Below are 15,859 nucleotides of genomic sequence, written 5' to 3'. Positions count from 1 at the left end.
ACATGACGACCGACCTCTCGCCCGAGGCCGCGGACCGCCTCGACGCCGAAGACGAGCTCGCCGCCTTCCGCGAGCGGTTCGTGCCGATCACCGATCCCGGCGTCGTCGCCTACCTCGACGGGAACTCACTCGGCCGTCCGCTGCGGGCCACCGCCGAGCGGCTCCAGGAGCTCGTCACCCACGACTGGGGCTCCCGGCTCATCCGGTCCTGGGAAGAGCGCTGGCTCGCGCTCCCCGAAGAAATCGGGGACGAACTCGGCCGCGTCGCGCTCGGGGCCGCCGCCGGGCAGACCATCGTCGCCGACTCGACCTCCGTGTGCCTCTACAAGGCGCTCCGGGCCGCCGTCGCGCTGCGGCCCGGGCGCGACGAAATCGTCACCGACACCGCGAACTTCCCCACCGACCGGTTCCTCGTCGAGAGCGTCGCCACCGAACTCGGCCTCACCGTCCGGTGGCTCGAGGGCGAAGACGTCGCCGCGGTCACCGGGCCGCGCACCGCGGCGGTCGTGCTGTCCCATGTGGATTACCGGTCGGCGGCGATCACCGACCTGGCCGCTGTCACGCGGCTGGTGCACGAGCACGGCGGCCTCGTCGTGTGGGACCTCTGCCACAGCGTGGGCGCGCTCCCCGTCGAGCTGGACGCGGCCGGCGCCGACTTCGCCGTCGGCTGCACCTACAAGTTCCTCAACGCCGGGCCCGGCGCGCCCGCGTTCCTCTACGTCAACGCGCGCCACCACGAGACGTTCGCCCAGCCCATCACCGGCTGGATGGGCGCGGCCGACACCTTCGGCATGGCCGCGCGGTACGAGCCCGCGCCCGGGATCCGGCGGGCGCTGTCCGGCACCCCGCCGGTGCTCGGCATGGCCGGCGTCCAGGAAGGCGTGGCGCTGCTGGCCGAAGCGGGCATCGACCGCGTGCGGGCCAAGGCGGTGGCGCTCGGCCGGTGGGTGCTCGCCCTCGCCGACGCGTGGCTGGTCCCGCTCGGGTTCACCGTCGCCTCGCCGCGTGACGACGACCGGCGGGGCGCCCACGTCACCGTCGGCCACCCGGACGCCGAACGGCTTTCGCGCGTGCTCATCGACCACGGCGTGCTCATCGACTTCCGCCGGCCCGACGGCATCCGCATCGGGCTGAGCCCGCTCACCACCGGCTTCGCCGAGGTCCGGCGGGCGATGGACCGCATCCGCGAGCTCGCCGGCTGAGTACCCTCGACCAGCTGAAGCAGGACTCGGCAAAAATAGTAGCCCGGGCCTCCCTCCCGGCGCTGCGCGAAGGCCGCGACGACGGCCGGTCGCCGCGCCGGTTGCTGGCCGACAAGGTGTGGTTCACGAAGGCGGTCCTGTTCCCGGTCCGCTTCCTGTACTCGGGGACGACATCGACGGGCCGCGCGGCCCGGGCACGACTGGGGTGGCGGGCTCGCCTTCGACCTGGCGGCCCGGCACCCCGGCCGGGTGCGCGGCTGGCGTTCTTCGAAACCATCGTCAAGCCCATGGCCTGGGACGACCTGACCCCGCAGGCGGCCGAGCGGTCGCGGAAGATCCGCACGCCGGGCGTCGGCGAGGACCTGGTGCTGACGCAGGACCTGTTCATCCGCCAGGCGTTCACCGGCGGGGTGCGCACCCCGGTCGGCGCCGACGACCTGGCCGCCTACCTCGCCCCGTTCCCGACCCCCGAAAGCCGGCGCCCGGTCCTCGCCTGGGCGCGCCGGCTCCCGCTCGGCGGCGACCCGGCGGAGCTCGTCGAGCGCATCGAGGCCTACGACGAGTGGCTGGCCACCAGCGACGGCACCCCGAAGCTGCTCATGACGTTCGAAGGCGCACCGACGCTGCTCATCGGCGAAAAGATGGCGCAGTGGTGCGTCGACCACATCGCCGCGCTGGACGTCGCCGCCTGCGGGAAGGCCGGGCACCACGCCCAGGAAGACCGGCCGAAGGAGATCGCCGCCGAGCTCGCGGCGTGGCTGGACCGGCACGGTCTCCGCTGAACGTCACGTGTGCCGCAGCGGCGGGTCCGCCGGCACGCCGAGAACGCGCGCGGCGACCCACGCCAGGCCGTCCGCGGTGCGGGCCGGGGTGTCCGACGGCTGCATGACGTGGCTGAGGACCGCGCGGACGACCAGGTCGATCACCACCGCGACCTGGTCGCCGGTCAGCGGGGGCCGGTAGGCCGCCACGCGGCCGGCCAGCACGGCCTTCGCCCGGGTGAGCAGCGCGCCGGCGTCGGTGGTCAGCAGCGGGAGGAGTTCCGGGGCGGTGCCGTGGGTCGCGGAGGCGATCGCGCGCAGCAGCGTGTTGCCGTCGGCGAGCTCGAGTACCGCGCGGACGGCGTCGTAGATCGCCTCGACCAGGTCGTCCGGATGGCGGTCGAAGGCGGCGCCGACGGCCGCGAGGAACCGGTCGAGCTCGTGGGCGACCATCGCCTCGGCCAGCGCGGCCTTGGAGCCGACCTCGTTGTACACGGTCTGCCGGCTGACGCCGACCAGTTCGGCCAGCCGGGCCATCGTGACCGCCGGCCAGCCGGACCGCGCGGTCAGCTCGATCGCCGCGGCGATGATCGGCCGCCGGTGCTGACCACCGTCGGCCGGCGCCGGGCCTGCCCCGCTCATGATCGTCATTCTAGGTGGCGCCACCCCCGCCGGAGCCGACCCGGCCCGGCGCGACGAAGTCGATCTTCTCGCGCACGCCGCAGTCCGGGCAGCACCAGGAGTCCGGGATCGCCGACCACGGCGTGCCGGCCGGGAAGCCCTCGCGCGGATCGCCGCGTTCCTCGTCGTAGACGTACCCGCAGCCGGGGCACATGCCGCCTTCGGTGGCGTCGCCCCGGGTGTCGGCGACGACGCGCTCGGCCGCCGTGACCCGGGTTCCGTAGCGGGCCAGGACCTTCGCCCGGCGGCCGGGATGGATGTTGGCGCGCGAGATGTCGCCGCCGTAGTGGGCGAGCACCCGCGGGTCCATCACCCGGCGCCACAGCGGCGGGACGAGCGCCAGCACGATCATCCCGGCGTACCCGGTGGGCAGCACCGGCGACTCGGCGAAGTCGCGCAGCGTCTGGTAGCGGCGGGTCGGGTTGGCGTGGTGGTCGCTGTGCCGCTGCAGGTGGTAGAGCAGGACGTTCGTGGCGATGTTGTTGGAGTTCCAGCTGTGGCTGGGGTCGACGCGTTCGTAACGGCGCCGCCCGGGCACGCCGGCCCGCTGCCGCAGCATGCCGTAGTGCTCCATGTAGTTGACCACCTCCAGCAGCGAAAACCCGACCACGGCCTGGATCACCAGGTAGGGCAGGATGCCCGCGCCGAGCCAGATCGTCATCGCCGCCCACAGCACCGCGGACATCAGCCAGGCGTTGAGGACGTCGTTGCCGAGCCGGAAGGGATGGCGGTCGCGCCGGGCGTAGCGCTTGCGCTCCAGCCGCCACGCCGACTTGAGCGAGCCGAACACCGTCCGCGGCCAGAAGCGGTAGAAGCTCTCGCCGACGCGGCTGCTCGCCGGGTCCTCAGGGGTCGCCACGCGGACGTGGTGGCCGCGGTTGTGCTCGATGTAGAAGTGCCCGTAGAAGCTTTGCGCCAGCGCGATCTTCGACAGCCAGCGCTCGTGGCTCTCCTTCTTGTGGCCGAGTTCGTGCGCGGTGTTGATGCCGATCCCGCCGATGCACCCGATCGACACGGCGAGCCCGATCTTGTCCGCCACGGCGAGGTCGCCGCGCGCGATCAGCCAGCACGCCGCCGTGAAGCCGAGGTACTGGACGGGCAGGAAGGCGAAGGTGATCCAGCGGTAGTAGCGGTCGTTCTCCAGCCGGGCGAGGACGTCGTCGGGCGGGTTGCTGCGGTCCAGCCCGGCGAGCAGGTCGATGACGGGCACGACCACCAGGATCACGACCGGTCCGATCCAGAACCAGCCGCCCCACCCGGTGGCGGCGTGCAGCCCGATGGCGAGGAACGCCAACGAGGGCACCACCAGGCCGATCAGCCAGAGGTACCGCTTGCGGTCGCGCCACCGCTCGGTCGAACCGGCGGGCACGGTCCCGGTCGCTTCGCTCATCACACCCTCCTTGGCGGCTGAGTTGACAAGACGATAGGCGCTGTCCAGCTCACTTGACAAGTAGCCCATGCGTGTAAATCAGCGCGGCGTCGGCCGCCCTCGGCGCGCGGTCGGCGAGGAGACTTCCGGGCACCGCGCGTTCCCGTTCTTTCCCGCGCCCCGGACACGCGGCACCCCGATCCGGCCGAATTCATTTTCACCCGTTCGGCCCAGTCGCCTGCGTCTCTCATTTACCGGCGGGGCCAGTACCTGAGGAAATGCCGGTAATCGTCTCGAAACACACGGTAAACAGCGTTCGCCGTCAGCCGGACCACTGTCCGGAAGGCGGGTCGCGAGGACCACCCCCGAGGGGTTCGTGGTAAAAAACGGACCCTGATCGATTCCGCGGCAACACGGAGGGTGAGGCGAAGACGGGTGACGGCGGCCGCTGTGTCCCATCGCCGTGTCCGCTTCCTCGTCCGGGTCCCCCTTTCCTCGCCGACCGTCACTCAGGAGTTCGTGAACCGCCGTGCTGAACAAAGACCCCAGGGACGAGTCGGACAAGCCGTACGACAAGTCGATCCGCAAAAGGCTGACCAGGACCGTTCTCATTCCCAGCGTGACGCTGCTGGTGCTGTGGATCGCGGTCTCCTCCTACTTCCTCTTCAACGGGGTTTATGTCCGGTTGGTCGCGGCTTCCGTGCGTGAGGTGTCGATCCCCGCCGCGACCGCGCTGGCCGAGTTCCAGAAGGAACGCCAGACCGCGCTGCAGTACCTGGACGACCCGTCGCTCGGCCCGGCCCGGCTCCAGCAGCAGCAGAAGGCCACGGACGAAAAGCTCGCCGCGTTGAAGGACGCGTTCGCCGCGACGATCTCCAACGCGCCGGACGAAATCGCGTCCAAGGTCAACGCGCTGAAGTCCCAATTCGACCAGCTGCCCGTGCTGCGCTCGCAGATCAGCTTCCGCAGCATCGACCGCGCCCAGGTCAACACCTACTACAACGGCGTGATGGACACGGCGTCGAACCTCTTCGACACCCAGGCCCGCATCGTCCCCGACTCCGAAGCGGCGACCGGCGGCATCACGGCGACGTCGGTCTTCCGCGCCGGCGACATGATGTCGCGCGAGACGTCGCTGGTCTCGACGGCCTTCGCCGCGGGGACGTTCGCGCCCGACGACTTCACCCAGTTCGCGCGGCTGTCCGGGCTCTACCGGACCCAGCTGACGCAGATCGCGCCGTTCCTCGACCCCGGGGTCCGCGACCGGTACCAGGCGCTGACCACCAGCACGGCCTGGCGGCAGCTGGGCACCGCCGAAGAGGCGATCGTCAAGCACGGCCCGTGGTCCGCCGGCGAGCAGAACTCCGTGCCGGTGTCCGAAACGGACTGGCAGAACGCGACGAACCAGGTCGCCCAGGGCCTCAACGACCTCGCCATCACCCAGGCGGACAAGGTTTCCGCGGCCGCGATCGACGCCGGTGACGCGCAGCTGCGCAACGTGATCATCGGCAGCATCGTCGCCCTGCTGGCGTCGCTGGCGGCGATCATCGTCGCGGTGCGGGTGTCCCGCTCGCTCGTCGACCGCGCGCTGATGACGCGTCTCGCGCGGCTGCGCAACGACTCGCTCGACCTCGCCCGCAACCGGCTGCCGGACATCGTCGAGCGGCTGAAGAACGGCGAATCCGTCGACCTGAAGCAGGAGCTCCCCCGGCTCGACCACGGCCGCGACGAGATCGGCCAGGTGGCGGAGGCGTTCAACGTCGCCCAGCTGACCGCCGTCAACGCCGCGGCCAGCGAGGCCAAGGCCCGCAGCGGGGTGCACAACGTCTTCCTCGGCATCGCGCACCGGAACCAGGTCCTCGTCCACCAGCAGCTGCAGATCCTCGACGAGATGGAAGCGCGGGAGGACGACTCGACGCAGCTGGCGTCGCTGTTCCAGCTCGACCACCTCGCCGCCCGCGCCCGCCGCACCACCGAGAACCTGATCATCCTCGGCGGGAAGCAGCCCGGCCGCCGCTGGCGCAAGCCGGTCCCGTTGATGGAGGTGCTGCGCGCGGCCGTCTCGGAGACCGAGCAGTACGCGCGGGTCCAGGTCGAGCAGGTGGCCGACGTGGCGATCCTCGGCGCCGCGGTGGCGGACACGATCCACCTGGTCGCCGAACTGGTCGACAACGCGACGTCGTTCTCGCCGCCCGGCTCGCCGGTCGAGGTGACCAGCCGGATGGTCGCCCGCGGCGTCGTCGTCGACGTGTCGGACCAGGGGCTCGGCATGAAGGACGGCGTCCGCGAGTGGGCCAACGCGATGATGGCCGAGGCACCCGAGTTCGACGCGATGGCCCTGCGGGCCGACTCCAGCCTCGGCCTGTTCGTGGTCGCGCGCCTGGCGGCCCGGCTCGGCATCACCGTCACCTTCGACCCGTCCCGCTACGGCGGGCTCCGCGCCACCGTCCTCATCCCCACCCAGCACCTGGCCGGCGAGAACGACGGCCAGGCCGACGGCACCGGATCCACGCCGGCGGAGGACACCGCGGTCCTCGCCCCGGTGGGCGGTCCCGCGCCACAGGCAGCAGAAGGCTCGCTCCGCACGATGGACACGCCCAGCTCGTTCAGCGGTCAGATCCCGATGAAGCGAGACACCAAGCCGAGGCCGTACCCGGCACGCGCGCTCACCCCGCCCGACGCCCTGCCGTCCGTGCCGGCGGCGGTGCCGGAGCCGGTGGTCGCCGCCGATCCGGAACCGGACGTGCGGCCGACCGACGACCGGCCCCGGTTGCCGCGGCGCGAGCCGCAGCAGAACCTCGTCGCCCAGCTCGAGCACGAACCGGACGACAGCGCCGACGACGTCGTGGCGCCGGGGGAAGGCACCGCGCGCACGCTCGCGGCGTTCCACAAGGGCACCCGCCGCGGGCGCGGCGGGCCGGGCGACTCGTAATCCGCGACAGCACACAGGAAAGTCCACACACCGAAAGTCAGGGTCTGACGTCGAATGAACGAGTACGGGAACCCCAAACCCGATCTCAACTGGCTGCTTGACGACATGGTGAACCGCGTGGTCGGCGCGCAGAACGCCATCGTGCTGTCCGCCGACGGGCTGCTGATCGGCAAATCGGCCGGGATGAGCAAGGACGACTCGGACCAGCTGTCGGCCATCGCCTCCAGCCTGCAGAGCCTCGCCAAGGGGGTGAGCAAGCAGTTCAGCCGCGGCCCGGTGCTGCAGAACATGATCGAGATGGAGCGCGGCTACCTGTTCGTCTCCGCGGCCGGCCAGGGCGCCTGCCTCGCCGTGCTGGCCGCGGACAACGTCGACGTCGAGATGATCGCCTACGAGATGAGCCGGCTCGTCAAGCGCGTCGGCGACTACATGGCGTCCGCTCCGCGTGAAGCGGCGGCCGTCCTGCGGGAGGCCACGTGAGCGGGGACGAAAGCTGGTATGACGAGGCGGCCGGGCCGCTGGTCCGGCCGTACACGATCACCAGCGGCCGGACACCGGCCGGCACCGCGCGGCTCGACCTGTCCACGCAGGTGATGACCCTGCGATCGGAGCAGGAGCCGGCCGGGCTGGGCCCGGAGCACGTGGCGATCGTGCAGCTGTGCCGCCACCCGGTGTCCATCGCGGAGATCGCGGTCTACGTGAAGATCCCGCTGGGGGTGGTGCGCGTGCTCGTCGGCGACCTGATCGAACGCGGCCTCGTCATCACGCGGTCCCCTGCCCACAACCCGGCGCAGGCGCCGGACCTCGAAACACTCCAGGCGGTTCTCGATGGCCTCATCAAGTACTGACGGTACGGGGACGGACATGGTCCCCGCGCCGGTCAAGATCATCATCGCGGGCGGTTTCGGTGCCGGGAAGACCACGATGGTCGGTTCGGTCAGCGAGATCCCGCCGCTGACCACCGAAGAGGTGCTCACCGAGGCGAGCGCCGGTGTCGACGACCTGTCCGGCGTCGAACGGAAGACGACGACCACGGTCGCGCTGGACTTCGGCCGGATCACCATCTCGCCGCGGCACGTGCTGTACCTGTTCGGGACGCCGGGACAGGCGCGCTTCTGGTTCATGTGGGACGACCTGGCCCGCGGGGCGATCGGGACGATCGTGCTGGTCGACACCCGGCGGCTGGAGACGAGCTTCGCCGCGATCGACTTCTTCGAACGCCGGAAGATCCCGTTCGTCGTCGCGGTGAACTGCTTCGACAACGCGCCGCGCTACACCAACGACGAGATCCGCGAGGCGCTGGTGGTCCCGGACCGGGTGCCGATCGTCATGTGTGACGCGCGTGATCGCGACTCCAGCAAGCTCGCGCTGATCCGGTTGGTCAAGCACGCGATGACGGTGGTGCCGGCCCGGGTCTGAGACCTGCCGGTTGTCCAGTGGTTGTCCACCGGTGTCCGCTTTTGTCCGCACTGGACGCCGCCGGTGTCCGTTGTGGCCCTCCGTGGCCGCGGCGGGCACCGGCGTACCCACATGGCGCAATTGGTTGGACCACCCGGGTGCAGCCTTTTAGTTGAGCATGCATCAAACTGGTAGCATCCGCTCGTGACCAGTCGCATGTCGGAATTTCCTGATTATATAAGGGAAAACTATCCGGCACAGGGTCGGCTGTTCGGTGACTTTCTGTGTGGACTGTGGTCCACAGCGTGCGAAGCGCTCGACGTGCCGTTGGAGCAGTCCGTCCGGACCATCCGGATGCTGCGCGACCTGCTGCCGCCGTGGGCGCACGAGCGGATCGGGCCGGCACCCGCCCAGCCGTCCTATGTGGCGGACGACGGCTTCCCGGCCGAGATGTCGGTCAACTGGTCCGGACGGCACCCGGAACTGCGCGTGCTGTTCGACAGTCTCGGCCACGACGTGGTTTGGCCTGGTGAGAGCGTTTTCCGCACCCGGCGTCTCGACCACGTCCGCGAGACGTTCACCCCGCGGGCGGGCCGGCCCTCGCCGGCGCCGCTGTGGCACTCGATCGCCTGGCGGCCACCGTCCGGAGTGGTTCACAAGACGTACTTCGGGCTGTACTCGTGGCCCCACGTCCAGCGCGAGGCGGCGGTGGCCGAAGCCATGGCCCGGCTCGGCCTGGCCGCGGCCTGGACCGAGACCCGCCGCCGCGTCGAAAATGTCGAAGGCGATCGCGAGATCGAGTTCTTCGCCGTCGACCTGACCGACGACGCGCAGGCCCGCGTGAAGATCTACTACCGCAACCACGAGGCAGGCCTCGACGCGGTCGACCGCCTCGCTGCGGTGGCGCTGCACCACGACGCGCAGCGGGCGCAAGCCGCCTACCGGACGTTGACCGGCGGCGACGCCGGCGCCGGCGAAGCGGCCTTGAGCTGCCTGGCGTTCCGGTCCGGCGTGGACCGCGCCGCCGAGTCCACGACGTACCTGCGGCTGCCCGCCCTCGCGCCGGACGACCTCGAAGCCGTGGAGCGCACCGCCGCGCTGCTGCACGACCAGGGCATCGACCCCGGCCGGTTCCGCACCCTCGTCGCCGCGCTGGCCCCCGGACCGCTGGCCGGCAGCCGGGGCGTCCTGGAACTGGTGAGCTTCCGCGCGGCGGACCGGCGCGGCGACGTGACCACGTACTTCCGGTTCCCGGTCTACGACCGGCCCCCGCCGTCCCCCCTTTCGCCTGTTGATCTTGCGTAGCCGCCCCGGAAAGATGATCCCGCGCAGGACCGGAAGGAGCAGATCGTGACCGAGCAGGACGTCGAACGCGTCGCCCGCCACAACGAGCAGCGGCAACGGGAGTACGAGGCGTCGGACCTGATCCGGCTGCTGACCGACGAGAACACCACGGCCGAGACGAAGAAGGCGGTGCTCACGTACCTGCAGCCGTGGTCGAACGCCTTCCAGCGGATGATCAGCGCCCGGGTCACCTTCGAGAGCGACCCGGAGCTGCGGGCGCTCGCGTGCGAGCACCAGGAGGAAGAGGTCGGCCACGACAAGATCCTGGCCCGCAGCCGCGCGGACGACCGGGAGCTGATCTGGGACCCGGTCATCGAGATGGGGGCGTCCTGGTTCGTCGACCAGTTCGCGATCCTGCCCGGCGTGCAGCGCGCCGTCCTGGCGCACCTCGCCCTCGAAGCGGGCAGCCTGGTGTTCAGCCAGGCGGGCACGCGCGCGTTCCCCGACGACGAATACTTCGAGCTGCACGACGAAGCCGACGTCGAGCACCTCGAGATGGGGTACGAAGTGCTGCGGCGGCGCAGCGACTGGACGCCGGAGGCGGCGATCACGGTGCTGGACCGGGCGTGGCAGGTGATCGGCGTGGTTTCCGACCGCATCGCCGAGTGCGCCCGCCGCGATACGGTGGCGGCATGACGACCACCGAACCGGCCACCGCGGCCCGCGCCATCGCCGCCGAGGCCGCCCAGGCCTACCAGGAAGCCTTGGGAGAGCGCCTGATCGGCGCGTACCTGCTGGGCAGCCTGTCCTACGGCGGCTATTCCGCGGCCGCGAGCGACATCGACCTGGCCCTCGTGCTCACCGACGTCGGCGACGGCGACCGCGAGACCGTCGCGACCACGACGGAGGCACTGCAGGAGCGAAGCCCGTTGCACCGCAAGCTTTCGGTGTTCTGGGCCTCCCTCCCGGCGCTGCGCGAAGGCCGCGACGACGGCCGGTTCCCGGCGCTGGACCGCCTGCAGCTGGCCGACGACGGCCGCGTCCTGCTCGGCGACAACGTCTGCGCGGAGGTGGCCCGCCCGTCCGCGACGGAGCTGCTGCTGGAGAGCGCCGCCTTCGCGATCGCCATCCTGGCGACCGACGAGGTCACGGCCGAGTTCCGTGCCCCGCGCCGGTTGCTGGCCGACAAGGTGTGGTTCACGAAGGCGGTCCTGTTCCCGGTCCGCTTCCTGTATTCGGGAACGACATCGACGGGCCGCGCGGCCAACAACGACGAAGCGATCGAGTGGTACCTGGCCCAGCCGGAGGTACCGGCGGCAGCACTGGTCCGGCTGGCGGAACGGGTCCGGGCGGGCCACCCGCTGGACCCGGCCGAAGCGGGACCGGAGCTGGCCGCGGGCCTGGTTCCGCTGTACCGCTACTACATCGAGGCGGAAACGAAGCGGCTGCGCGACACCGGCGCGCCCGAAGACCTCATCGACGCGTTCGCCGACTGGGAGAAGCGGCTGGGGTAAAGCGCTTCCGGCGGTGTCCGGCCCGGGCCGGACACCGCCGGCGCCGCTCAGTGGATCTGCACGTTCCCCCCGTCGAGTGTCCGGTCGTACCCCGCCGAATAGCCGTTCGCCAGGAGCAGTTCGAACCGGTCCGCGGTGCCGGGTTCACCCGCGTCCACGAGGTGGAGCCGGAAGCCCGTCGTCACCCCGTTCAGCACCGCGTGCCCGAACACGTAGGCGTCCGGACCCGAAACCGAGATCCCGGTGATGTCCGACGTGTGGAGGTCGATCCCGTTGCCGTGATCGTTGTATTCGAGCGTGCCGCGAGGTCCTTCCTTGCGCTGCATGAACTCGAACCCGGCGGTCGCGGTACCACCGGGCACCAGGATCCGGATGCCGCCGGTGATCTTGCCCGGCTGCGAGGTGACGAACGCCGGCGCGACCGCGGTCGTTCCGCACTCGGGCACCGTGACCGTCTTGACGATGGCGAACTTGCCGTCCAGTGAGGTGAGATCCGGGTCGGTGGTGAAAACGCCGTCCGGCAGGGTCAGCGTCACCCGGTAGGTGCCGGGCAGCAGACCGGCAACGGTCGCGGTGCCCGACGCGATGCGGGGAGCCGTCGGCTCGTTCACGAGGACACCCGGGACGGTCACCTCGTCGACGCGGATCGCCACGCCGGCGGGGGCGGTCACCGCGATCGCGCCGAGGCAGACGTTGCCGAAGTCGACACCCCCGGCGACCTGGCCACTGGCGACGGTGACCGTCGTGCTTCCCGAGGCCGGCGTCGTCCGGCGCCATCCCGCCTGCTGCCGCTCGCGGACCGTGTACGTTCCCGGCCGCAGACCGGAGAAGCCGTATCCCCCGTCGGCCCCGGTCACCGCGGTCGCGCCGCTGTCCAGGTCGAAGGTCCAGTTCGCCAGGCCGGGGTCGCCGGCCCCACTGCCGTCGGCCCCGTGGTCGTCGAACTTCCGCCCGCCGATCGCCGCCGGCCGGTAGTTCCCGAAGTCGTTCCCGCCGAAGTGCGCTTCGCCCACGCCGTACCCGACGACGACAGGAGCCGGCGCGTGCGACTGGACCCAGCCCGGCTGGGCGCGTTCCGTCACGGTGTACGTCCCCGCGCCGATCGGGATGGCGTTGGCGTTCAAAGAGAACGTGTAAGCGCCCCCGGCGTCGGTGACGGTCGTCGCGACCACCGTCCCGTTGTAGGACAGGTCGATCGTCCAGCCCGGCAGACCGGGTTCCGCGGCCTGCCGGGCGCCGTCGCCGTCGACGTCCTCGTACTTCGCCCCGCTGATCACCGGAACCGGCCCGGCGCCGCCGTGGTTCCAGTTCCCGCAGGCCACCCCGATGAACGCGCCGTGCCAGTACTTGACGTGGATCTGGCCGTTGCCGATCTCGTCGTCGATCCGCTGGAGGCCGTCGCGGACGTCCGGGCAGAGGCCGCTGGTGTTCCCGTTGCACGCCTTCCAGTATTCGTGGGGCCGGTCGATCGCCACGATCGGCGCCCAGACCGTGAAGTTGCGGTCGAAGCCGCCCTTCGCGCCGTAGAACGCGGCGACCGCGGGCTGCGCGAACTGCTCGGCGGAGATGGAGTTCCCCACGCCGACGTCGTAGACGTAGGTGGATCTGTAGGTGCTCGTGGTGATCATCGCCTGTTCGTCGGGCCAGAGCACCGCCGCCGAGGCCACCGGCGCGAAGCCGCAAACGGCGAGCGCGACCGCGGAGAACAACACCAACGGAATGCGGAGCACTCCGGAGATTCTTCGCATTTGTGTCAACCCTTCCCCTGGCGTGCCAGGATTCCGATCCGCCGAGGCCGGGGACGAGCCGTCGTTCACCGCGATTTCGCGATGCGCAGCCAGGGTCGCGGCGCGCCGGCTCCGCGTTACGGAAACCGGCGCCTCACCACCCTCAGCGCAGCGTCAACGGCGTCTCGGAGTCCACGCGGGTCAGCTTCTCCGGGTTGCGGACGTAGTAAAGACCGGCGATCCGGCCGCCCTCGACGCGGACCGCCATGATGCCGTCGAGCGAGCCCGCCAGGTGCAGGGCCAAGGCCGGGTTGCCGTTCACCACCATCGGTGCCGTCGTCAGCTCCTCCTCCGTCCTGCCGACTCCGCCGACGATGAACCGGCCCACCTTGCCCGACCCGGTGACCGGGCGCATCGCTGCCTGCTTGACTCCGCCGCCGTCGCTCAGCAACACCACGTCCGGTGCGAGCACATCGAGCAGTCCCTGCAGGTCCCGGCCTTCGAGCGCGCGCTGGAACGACTCCAGCACCGCCCGGGTTTCGCGCGCGGAGACCGTCTCACGCGGGCGGCGCGCATCGACGTGCCGGCGCGCGCGGTGCGCGATCTGCCGGACCGCCGCGGGGCTTTTGCCCACCGCGGCCGCGATTTCGTCGTATCCGAGGTCGAACACTTCGCGCAGCACGAAAACGGCGCGTTCGGTCGGCGCCAGCGTCTCGAGGACGAGCATGAGCGCCATCGACACGCTTTCGGCGAGCTCGACGTCCTCGGCGACGTCCGGCGTCGTGAGCAACGGCTCGGGCAGCCAGGGCCCGACGTACGCCTCCTTGCGCCGCTTCATCGTGCGCAGCCGGTTGAGCGAGAGCCGGGTCGTGATGCGGACCAGATACGCACGCTGGTCGCGCACCCCGTCCGGGTCGACCTCGGCCCAGCGCAGCCAGGTCTCCTGGAGGACGTCCTCCGCGTCGGCCGCCGAACCGAGCATCTCGTACGCGACGGTGAACAACAGGTTCCGGTGGGCGACGAAGCTCTCGGTCGCGGGGTCGCTCATGGTCTCTCCTTCGCAGTCGCCGATCACGCGGTGAAGGGACCGAAGCGGCCCCAGGCGACGAACGCCGCCACGGCCAGGTAGACCAGGTTCAGCGCGACGAACCCGGCGCTGCCGTGGCGGACGTGGGTGATCATCGCACCCACCATCAGCAGGACCCAGCAGACGGCGGTCACCGGCACGAGCACCGGGGCGATCCCGGTCGCGGCGGGCAGGATCAGGCCGAGCGCCGCGAGGAGCTCGAGCACCCCGAGGGTCTTGACGAAGCCGGCACCGGCGCCGGCGGTCCACGCCCCACCCGGTGCGGCCGCCAGCTTCTCCTTGGGTACGAACGCTTTGCCGACGCCTCCGGTCAAGGCCACGACGGCGAGCAGGCCGGCGGCGATCCACGGTGCGAGGTTCATGCCCTTCCCTTCCTTCCCGGTCGGCCTCAAGACACCGGCGAGCGCACTGTTGTGACAGCGTTGCTTCTGTACCTACTAGTATGTACAGTCAGGTCTCATGGGAACCAGGGACCAGCTCGTCGACAGCGCCCGCGAGCTGCTGTGGGAACGCGGCTACGTCGGCACCAGCCCCAAGGCCATCCAGCAGCGGGCGGGCGCCGGCCAGGGCAGCATGTACCACCACTTCGCCGGCAAGAAGGAGCTCGCGCTGGCCGCCGTGCGGCGCAGCGCCGAGGAACTGCTGGCCGCCGCCGACGCGCAGCTGCGCACGCCCGGCACCGCCGTCGAGCGCGTCACCGCCTACCTGCGACGCGAACGCGAAGTGCTCAAGGGCTGCCCGATCGGCCGGCTCACCCAGGATCCCGACATCGTGGCCGATCCGGCCCTGCGCGCCCCGGTGGACGAGACCCTCACCCGCCTGCGCGCACGGCTGGCCGAAGTGCTCGACGAAGGCCGCGCCGCGGGCGAGCTGCCCGCCACCCTGGACACCGCCGCGCTGGCCGTCACGATCGTCGCCGTCCTGCAGGGCGGCTACGTGCTGGCCCGCGCCGCGAACGCCCCCGAGCCGTTCGACCAAGCCGTCTCCGGCGTGCTCGCCCTGCTCGCCGCCCACGTCCGCTGACCCCGGGAGAACCGAAGTGCACGTCCGCCGCGTTCCGTCCACCAGCACCGCCGCCCCCGCCGACGCGGTCACCGGCAGCGCGTGGATCACCTCGCTCGCCGTCCCCGACGGCCCGTCCCGCACCCGGGTCGACCGCGTGCAGTTCGCCCCCGGGGCGCGCACCCACTGGCACCGGCACCCGCTCGGCCAGGTCCTCGTCGTCACCGACGGCACCGGCTACGTCCAGCGCCGCGGCGGCCCGGCGCAGCTGATCAGGCCGGGCGACACGGTCCGCGTCGACGCCGGCGAGTGGCACTGGCACGGCGCCACCGACACCACGCCGCTGACCCACCTGGCGATCGAGGAACTCCCCGCCGACGGCACCCCGACCGAGCTCGGCGGCCCGGCCGGCGAGGGCGAACCCGCCGCCGTCCCGGCCGTGACCCGCACGCTGCTGCTGGACCAGCAGCTCCCGGTCCCCCGCGTGGTCGGCCACGTCGAGGTCCGCCGCATCACCATCGCCCCGCACGAAAGCCCCGGCCTGCACGTCCACAACGGACCCGTGTTCGGCAGCATCGAAACGGGCTCAGCTGTCTACCGGATCGAGGGCGAACCCGAATCCGTCCTCACCCCCGGCGACATCTTCTACGAGCCCGAATCGACCCGCATCGCCCGCTTCGACGCCCAGGACGATGGCGTCACGTTCCTCGCCTACTTCCCCGTCGGCCCAGGGGAAACCCCGCTTCTGACGCCGCTGGACAGCTGACCGTCCCCGCTGGTCACACTGCACGCGACACCTGGGTACACGGCTCCCGGTTCATTTCGGTTCAACACATTTCCGAACTCTTTCGCCGGGTCACAAAACTCTGGACATCGCGGCTCGCGCGGGTCACGATTACCGT

At 71.1% G+C, this 15,859-nt stretch carries 16 protein-coding genes; 11 read left to right on the top strand and 5 right to left on the bottom strand.

Translation table 11 applies throughout. From position 1 onward, the window contains the following. Positions 1–2 precede the first annotated feature (2 nt). The gene (locus AB0M80_RS15710) at positions 3–1,202 is read left to right on the top strand and encodes an aminotransferase class V-fold PLP-dependent enzyme (RefSeq protein WP_364564455.1); all 1,200 of its coding nucleotides are present in this window, start codon (positions 3–5) and stop codon (positions 1,200–1,202) included. Positions 1,203–1,489: 287 nt separating this feature from the next. After that, on the top strand, positions 1,490–1,984 hold the full coding sequence (locus AB0M80_RS15705; RefSeq protein WP_364564452.1) for a hypothetical protein: 495 nt from the start codon (positions 1,490–1,492) through the stop codon (positions 1,982–1,984). Positions 1,985–1,987: 3 nt separating this feature from the next. Here AB0M80_RS15705 and AB0M80_RS15700 read toward each other — a convergent pair whose 3' ends face one another. After that, on the bottom strand, positions 1,988–2,614 hold the full coding sequence (locus AB0M80_RS15700; protein WP_364564449.1) for a TetR family transcriptional regulator: 627 nt from the start codon (positions 2,612–2,614) through the stop codon (positions 1,988–1,990). A 1-nt stretch (position 2,615) separates the two neighbouring features. Further along, positions 2,616–4,034 (bottom strand): fatty acid desaturase, encoded by a 1,419-nt coding sequence (locus AB0M80_RS15695; protein ID WP_364564446.1) that lies wholly within the window; start codon positions 4,032–4,034, stop codon positions 2,616–2,618. Between the two features lie 508 nt (positions 4,035–4,542). On the opposite strand from AB0M80_RS15695, the gene AB0M80_RS15690 reads away from it, so the two are divergent. The 7 genes from AB0M80_RS15690 (at position 4,543) to AB0M80_RS15660 (ending at position 11,141) form a co-directional block, all read left to right on the top strand. Then, positions 4,543–6,945 carry a nitrate- and nitrite sensing domain-containing protein gene (locus tag AB0M80_RS15690; protein WP_364564444.1) on the top strand — a complete coding sequence of 801 codons (2,403 nt, stop codon included), beginning with the start codon at positions 4,543–4,545 and terminating at the stop codon, positions 6,943–6,945. Positions 6,946–6,999: 54 nt separating this feature from the next. Then, positions 7,000–7,425 (top strand): roadblock/LC7 domain-containing protein, encoded by a 426-nt coding sequence (locus tag AB0M80_RS15685; RefSeq protein WP_364564441.1) that lies wholly within the window; start codon positions 7,000–7,002, stop codon positions 7,423–7,425. After that, positions 7,422–7,793, top strand: coding sequence for a DUF742 domain-containing protein (locus AB0M80_RS15680; RefSeq protein WP_364564438.1), 372 nt, complete (start codon positions 7,422–7,424; stop codon positions 7,791–7,793). The genes AB0M80_RS15685 and AB0M80_RS15680 overlap by 4 nt, the downstream gene beginning before the upstream one ends. A gap of 16 nt (positions 7,794–7,809) precedes the next feature. Continuing rightward, entirely contained in the window at positions 7,810–8,364 is a 555-nt protein-coding gene (locus tag AB0M80_RS15675) for an ATP/GTP-binding protein (protein WP_364564435.1), read from the top strand. A gap of 300 nt (positions 8,365–8,664) precedes the next feature. Then, a complete protein-coding gene (locus AB0M80_RS15670; protein WP_364564432.1) occupies positions 8,665–9,648 on the top strand; it encodes a hypothetical protein in 984 nt (327 codons plus the stop codon). 45 nt (positions 9,649–9,693) lie between these two features. Then, the gene (locus tag AB0M80_RS15665; RefSeq protein WP_364564429.1) at positions 9,694–10,323 is read left to right on the top strand and encodes a hypothetical protein; all 630 of its coding nucleotides are present in this window, start codon (positions 9,694–9,696) and stop codon (positions 10,321–10,323) included. Then, entirely contained in the window at positions 10,320–11,141 is an 822-nt protein-coding gene (locus AB0M80_RS15660; RefSeq protein ID WP_364564426.1) for a hypothetical protein, read from the top strand. The genes AB0M80_RS15665 and AB0M80_RS15660 overlap by 4 nt, the downstream gene beginning before the upstream one ends. A 47-nt stretch (positions 11,142–11,188) precedes the next feature. Here AB0M80_RS15660 and AB0M80_RS15655 read toward each other — a convergent pair whose 3' ends face one another. From AB0M80_RS15655 to AB0M80_RS15645, 3 genes are all read right to left on the bottom strand, one after another. Then, positions 11,189–12,871 carry a post-COAP-1 domain-containing protein gene (locus AB0M80_RS15655; protein ID WP_364564423.1) on the bottom strand — a complete coding sequence of 561 codons (1,683 nt, stop codon included), beginning with the start codon at positions 12,869–12,871 and terminating at the stop codon, positions 11,189–11,191. Positions 12,872–13,031: 160 nt separating this feature from the next. Further along, entirely contained in the window at positions 13,032–13,916 is an 885-nt protein-coding gene (locus AB0M80_RS15650) for an RNA polymerase sigma-70 factor (RefSeq protein ID WP_364564420.1), read from the bottom strand. Positions 13,917–13,939: 23 nt separating this feature from the next. Beyond that, entirely contained in the window at positions 13,940–14,317 is a 378-nt protein-coding gene (locus AB0M80_RS15645; protein ID WP_364564418.1) for a DoxX family protein, read from the bottom strand. Positions 14,318–14,414: 97 nt separating this feature from the next. Between AB0M80_RS15645 and AB0M80_RS15640 the strand changes: the two genes are divergently transcribed. Beyond that, entirely contained in the window at positions 14,415–14,978 is a 564-nt protein-coding gene (locus tag AB0M80_RS15640) for a TetR/AcrR family transcriptional regulator (protein ID WP_364564415.1), read from the top strand. Between the two features lie 16 nt (positions 14,979–14,994). Beyond that, the gene (locus AB0M80_RS15635; protein WP_364564413.1) at positions 14,995–15,723 is read left to right on the top strand and encodes a cupin domain-containing protein; all 729 of its coding nucleotides are present in this window, start codon (positions 14,995–14,997) and stop codon (positions 15,721–15,723) included. The last annotated feature ends 136 nt before the right edge of the window (positions 15,724–15,859 follow it).

Source organism: Amycolatopsis sp. NPDC051045, assembly GCF_040682955.1.
Taxonomy (GTDB): domain Bacteria; phylum Actinomycetota; class Actinomycetes; order Mycobacteriales; family Pseudonocardiaceae; genus Amycolatopsis.
The sequence above is the reverse complement of the archived record's forward strand: the minus strand, read 5'-3'. Positions and strand labels throughout refer to the sequence as shown.

Bases quoted from the DNA above. Each gene is read 5' to 3' on its own strand.
- AB0M80_RS15650 (WP_364564420.1), bottom strand. From the start codon at position 13,916: ATGAGCGACCCCGCGACCGAGAGCTTCGTCGCCCACCGGAACCTGTTG.
- AB0M80_RS15695 (WP_364564446.1), bottom strand. From the start codon at position 4,034: ATGAGCGAAGCGACCGGGACCGTGCCCGCCGGTTCGACCGAGCGGTGG.
- AB0M80_RS15640 (WP_364564415.1), top strand. From the start codon at position 14,415: ATGGGAACCAGGGACCAGCTCGTCGACAGCGCCCGCGAGCTGCTGTGG.
- AB0M80_RS15685 (WP_364564441.1), top strand. From the start codon at position 7,000: ATGAACGAGTACGGGAACCCCAAACCCGATCTCAACTGGCTGCTTGAC.
- AB0M80_RS15700 (WP_364564449.1), bottom strand. From the start codon at position 2,614: ATGACGATCATGAGCGGGGCAGGCCCGGCGCCGGCCGACGGTGGTCAG.
- AB0M80_RS15645 (WP_364564418.1), bottom strand. From the start codon at position 14,317: ATGAACCTCGCACCGTGGATCGCCGCCGGCCTGCTCGCCGTCGTGGCC.
- AB0M80_RS15705 (WP_364564452.1), top strand. From the start codon at position 1,490: ATGGCCTGGGACGACCTGACCCCGCAGGCGGCCGAGCGGTCGCGGAAG.
- AB0M80_RS15675 (WP_364564435.1), top strand. From the start codon at position 7,810: ATGGTCCCCGCGCCGGTCAAGATCATCATCGCGGGCGGTTTCGGTGCC.
- AB0M80_RS15660 (WP_364564426.1), top strand. From the start codon at position 10,320: ATGACGACCACCGAACCGGCCACCGCGGCCCGCGCCATCGCCGCCGAG.
- AB0M80_RS15710 (WP_364564455.1), top strand. From the start codon at position 3: ATGACGACCGACCTCTCGCCCGAGGCCGCGGACCGCCTCGACGCCGAA.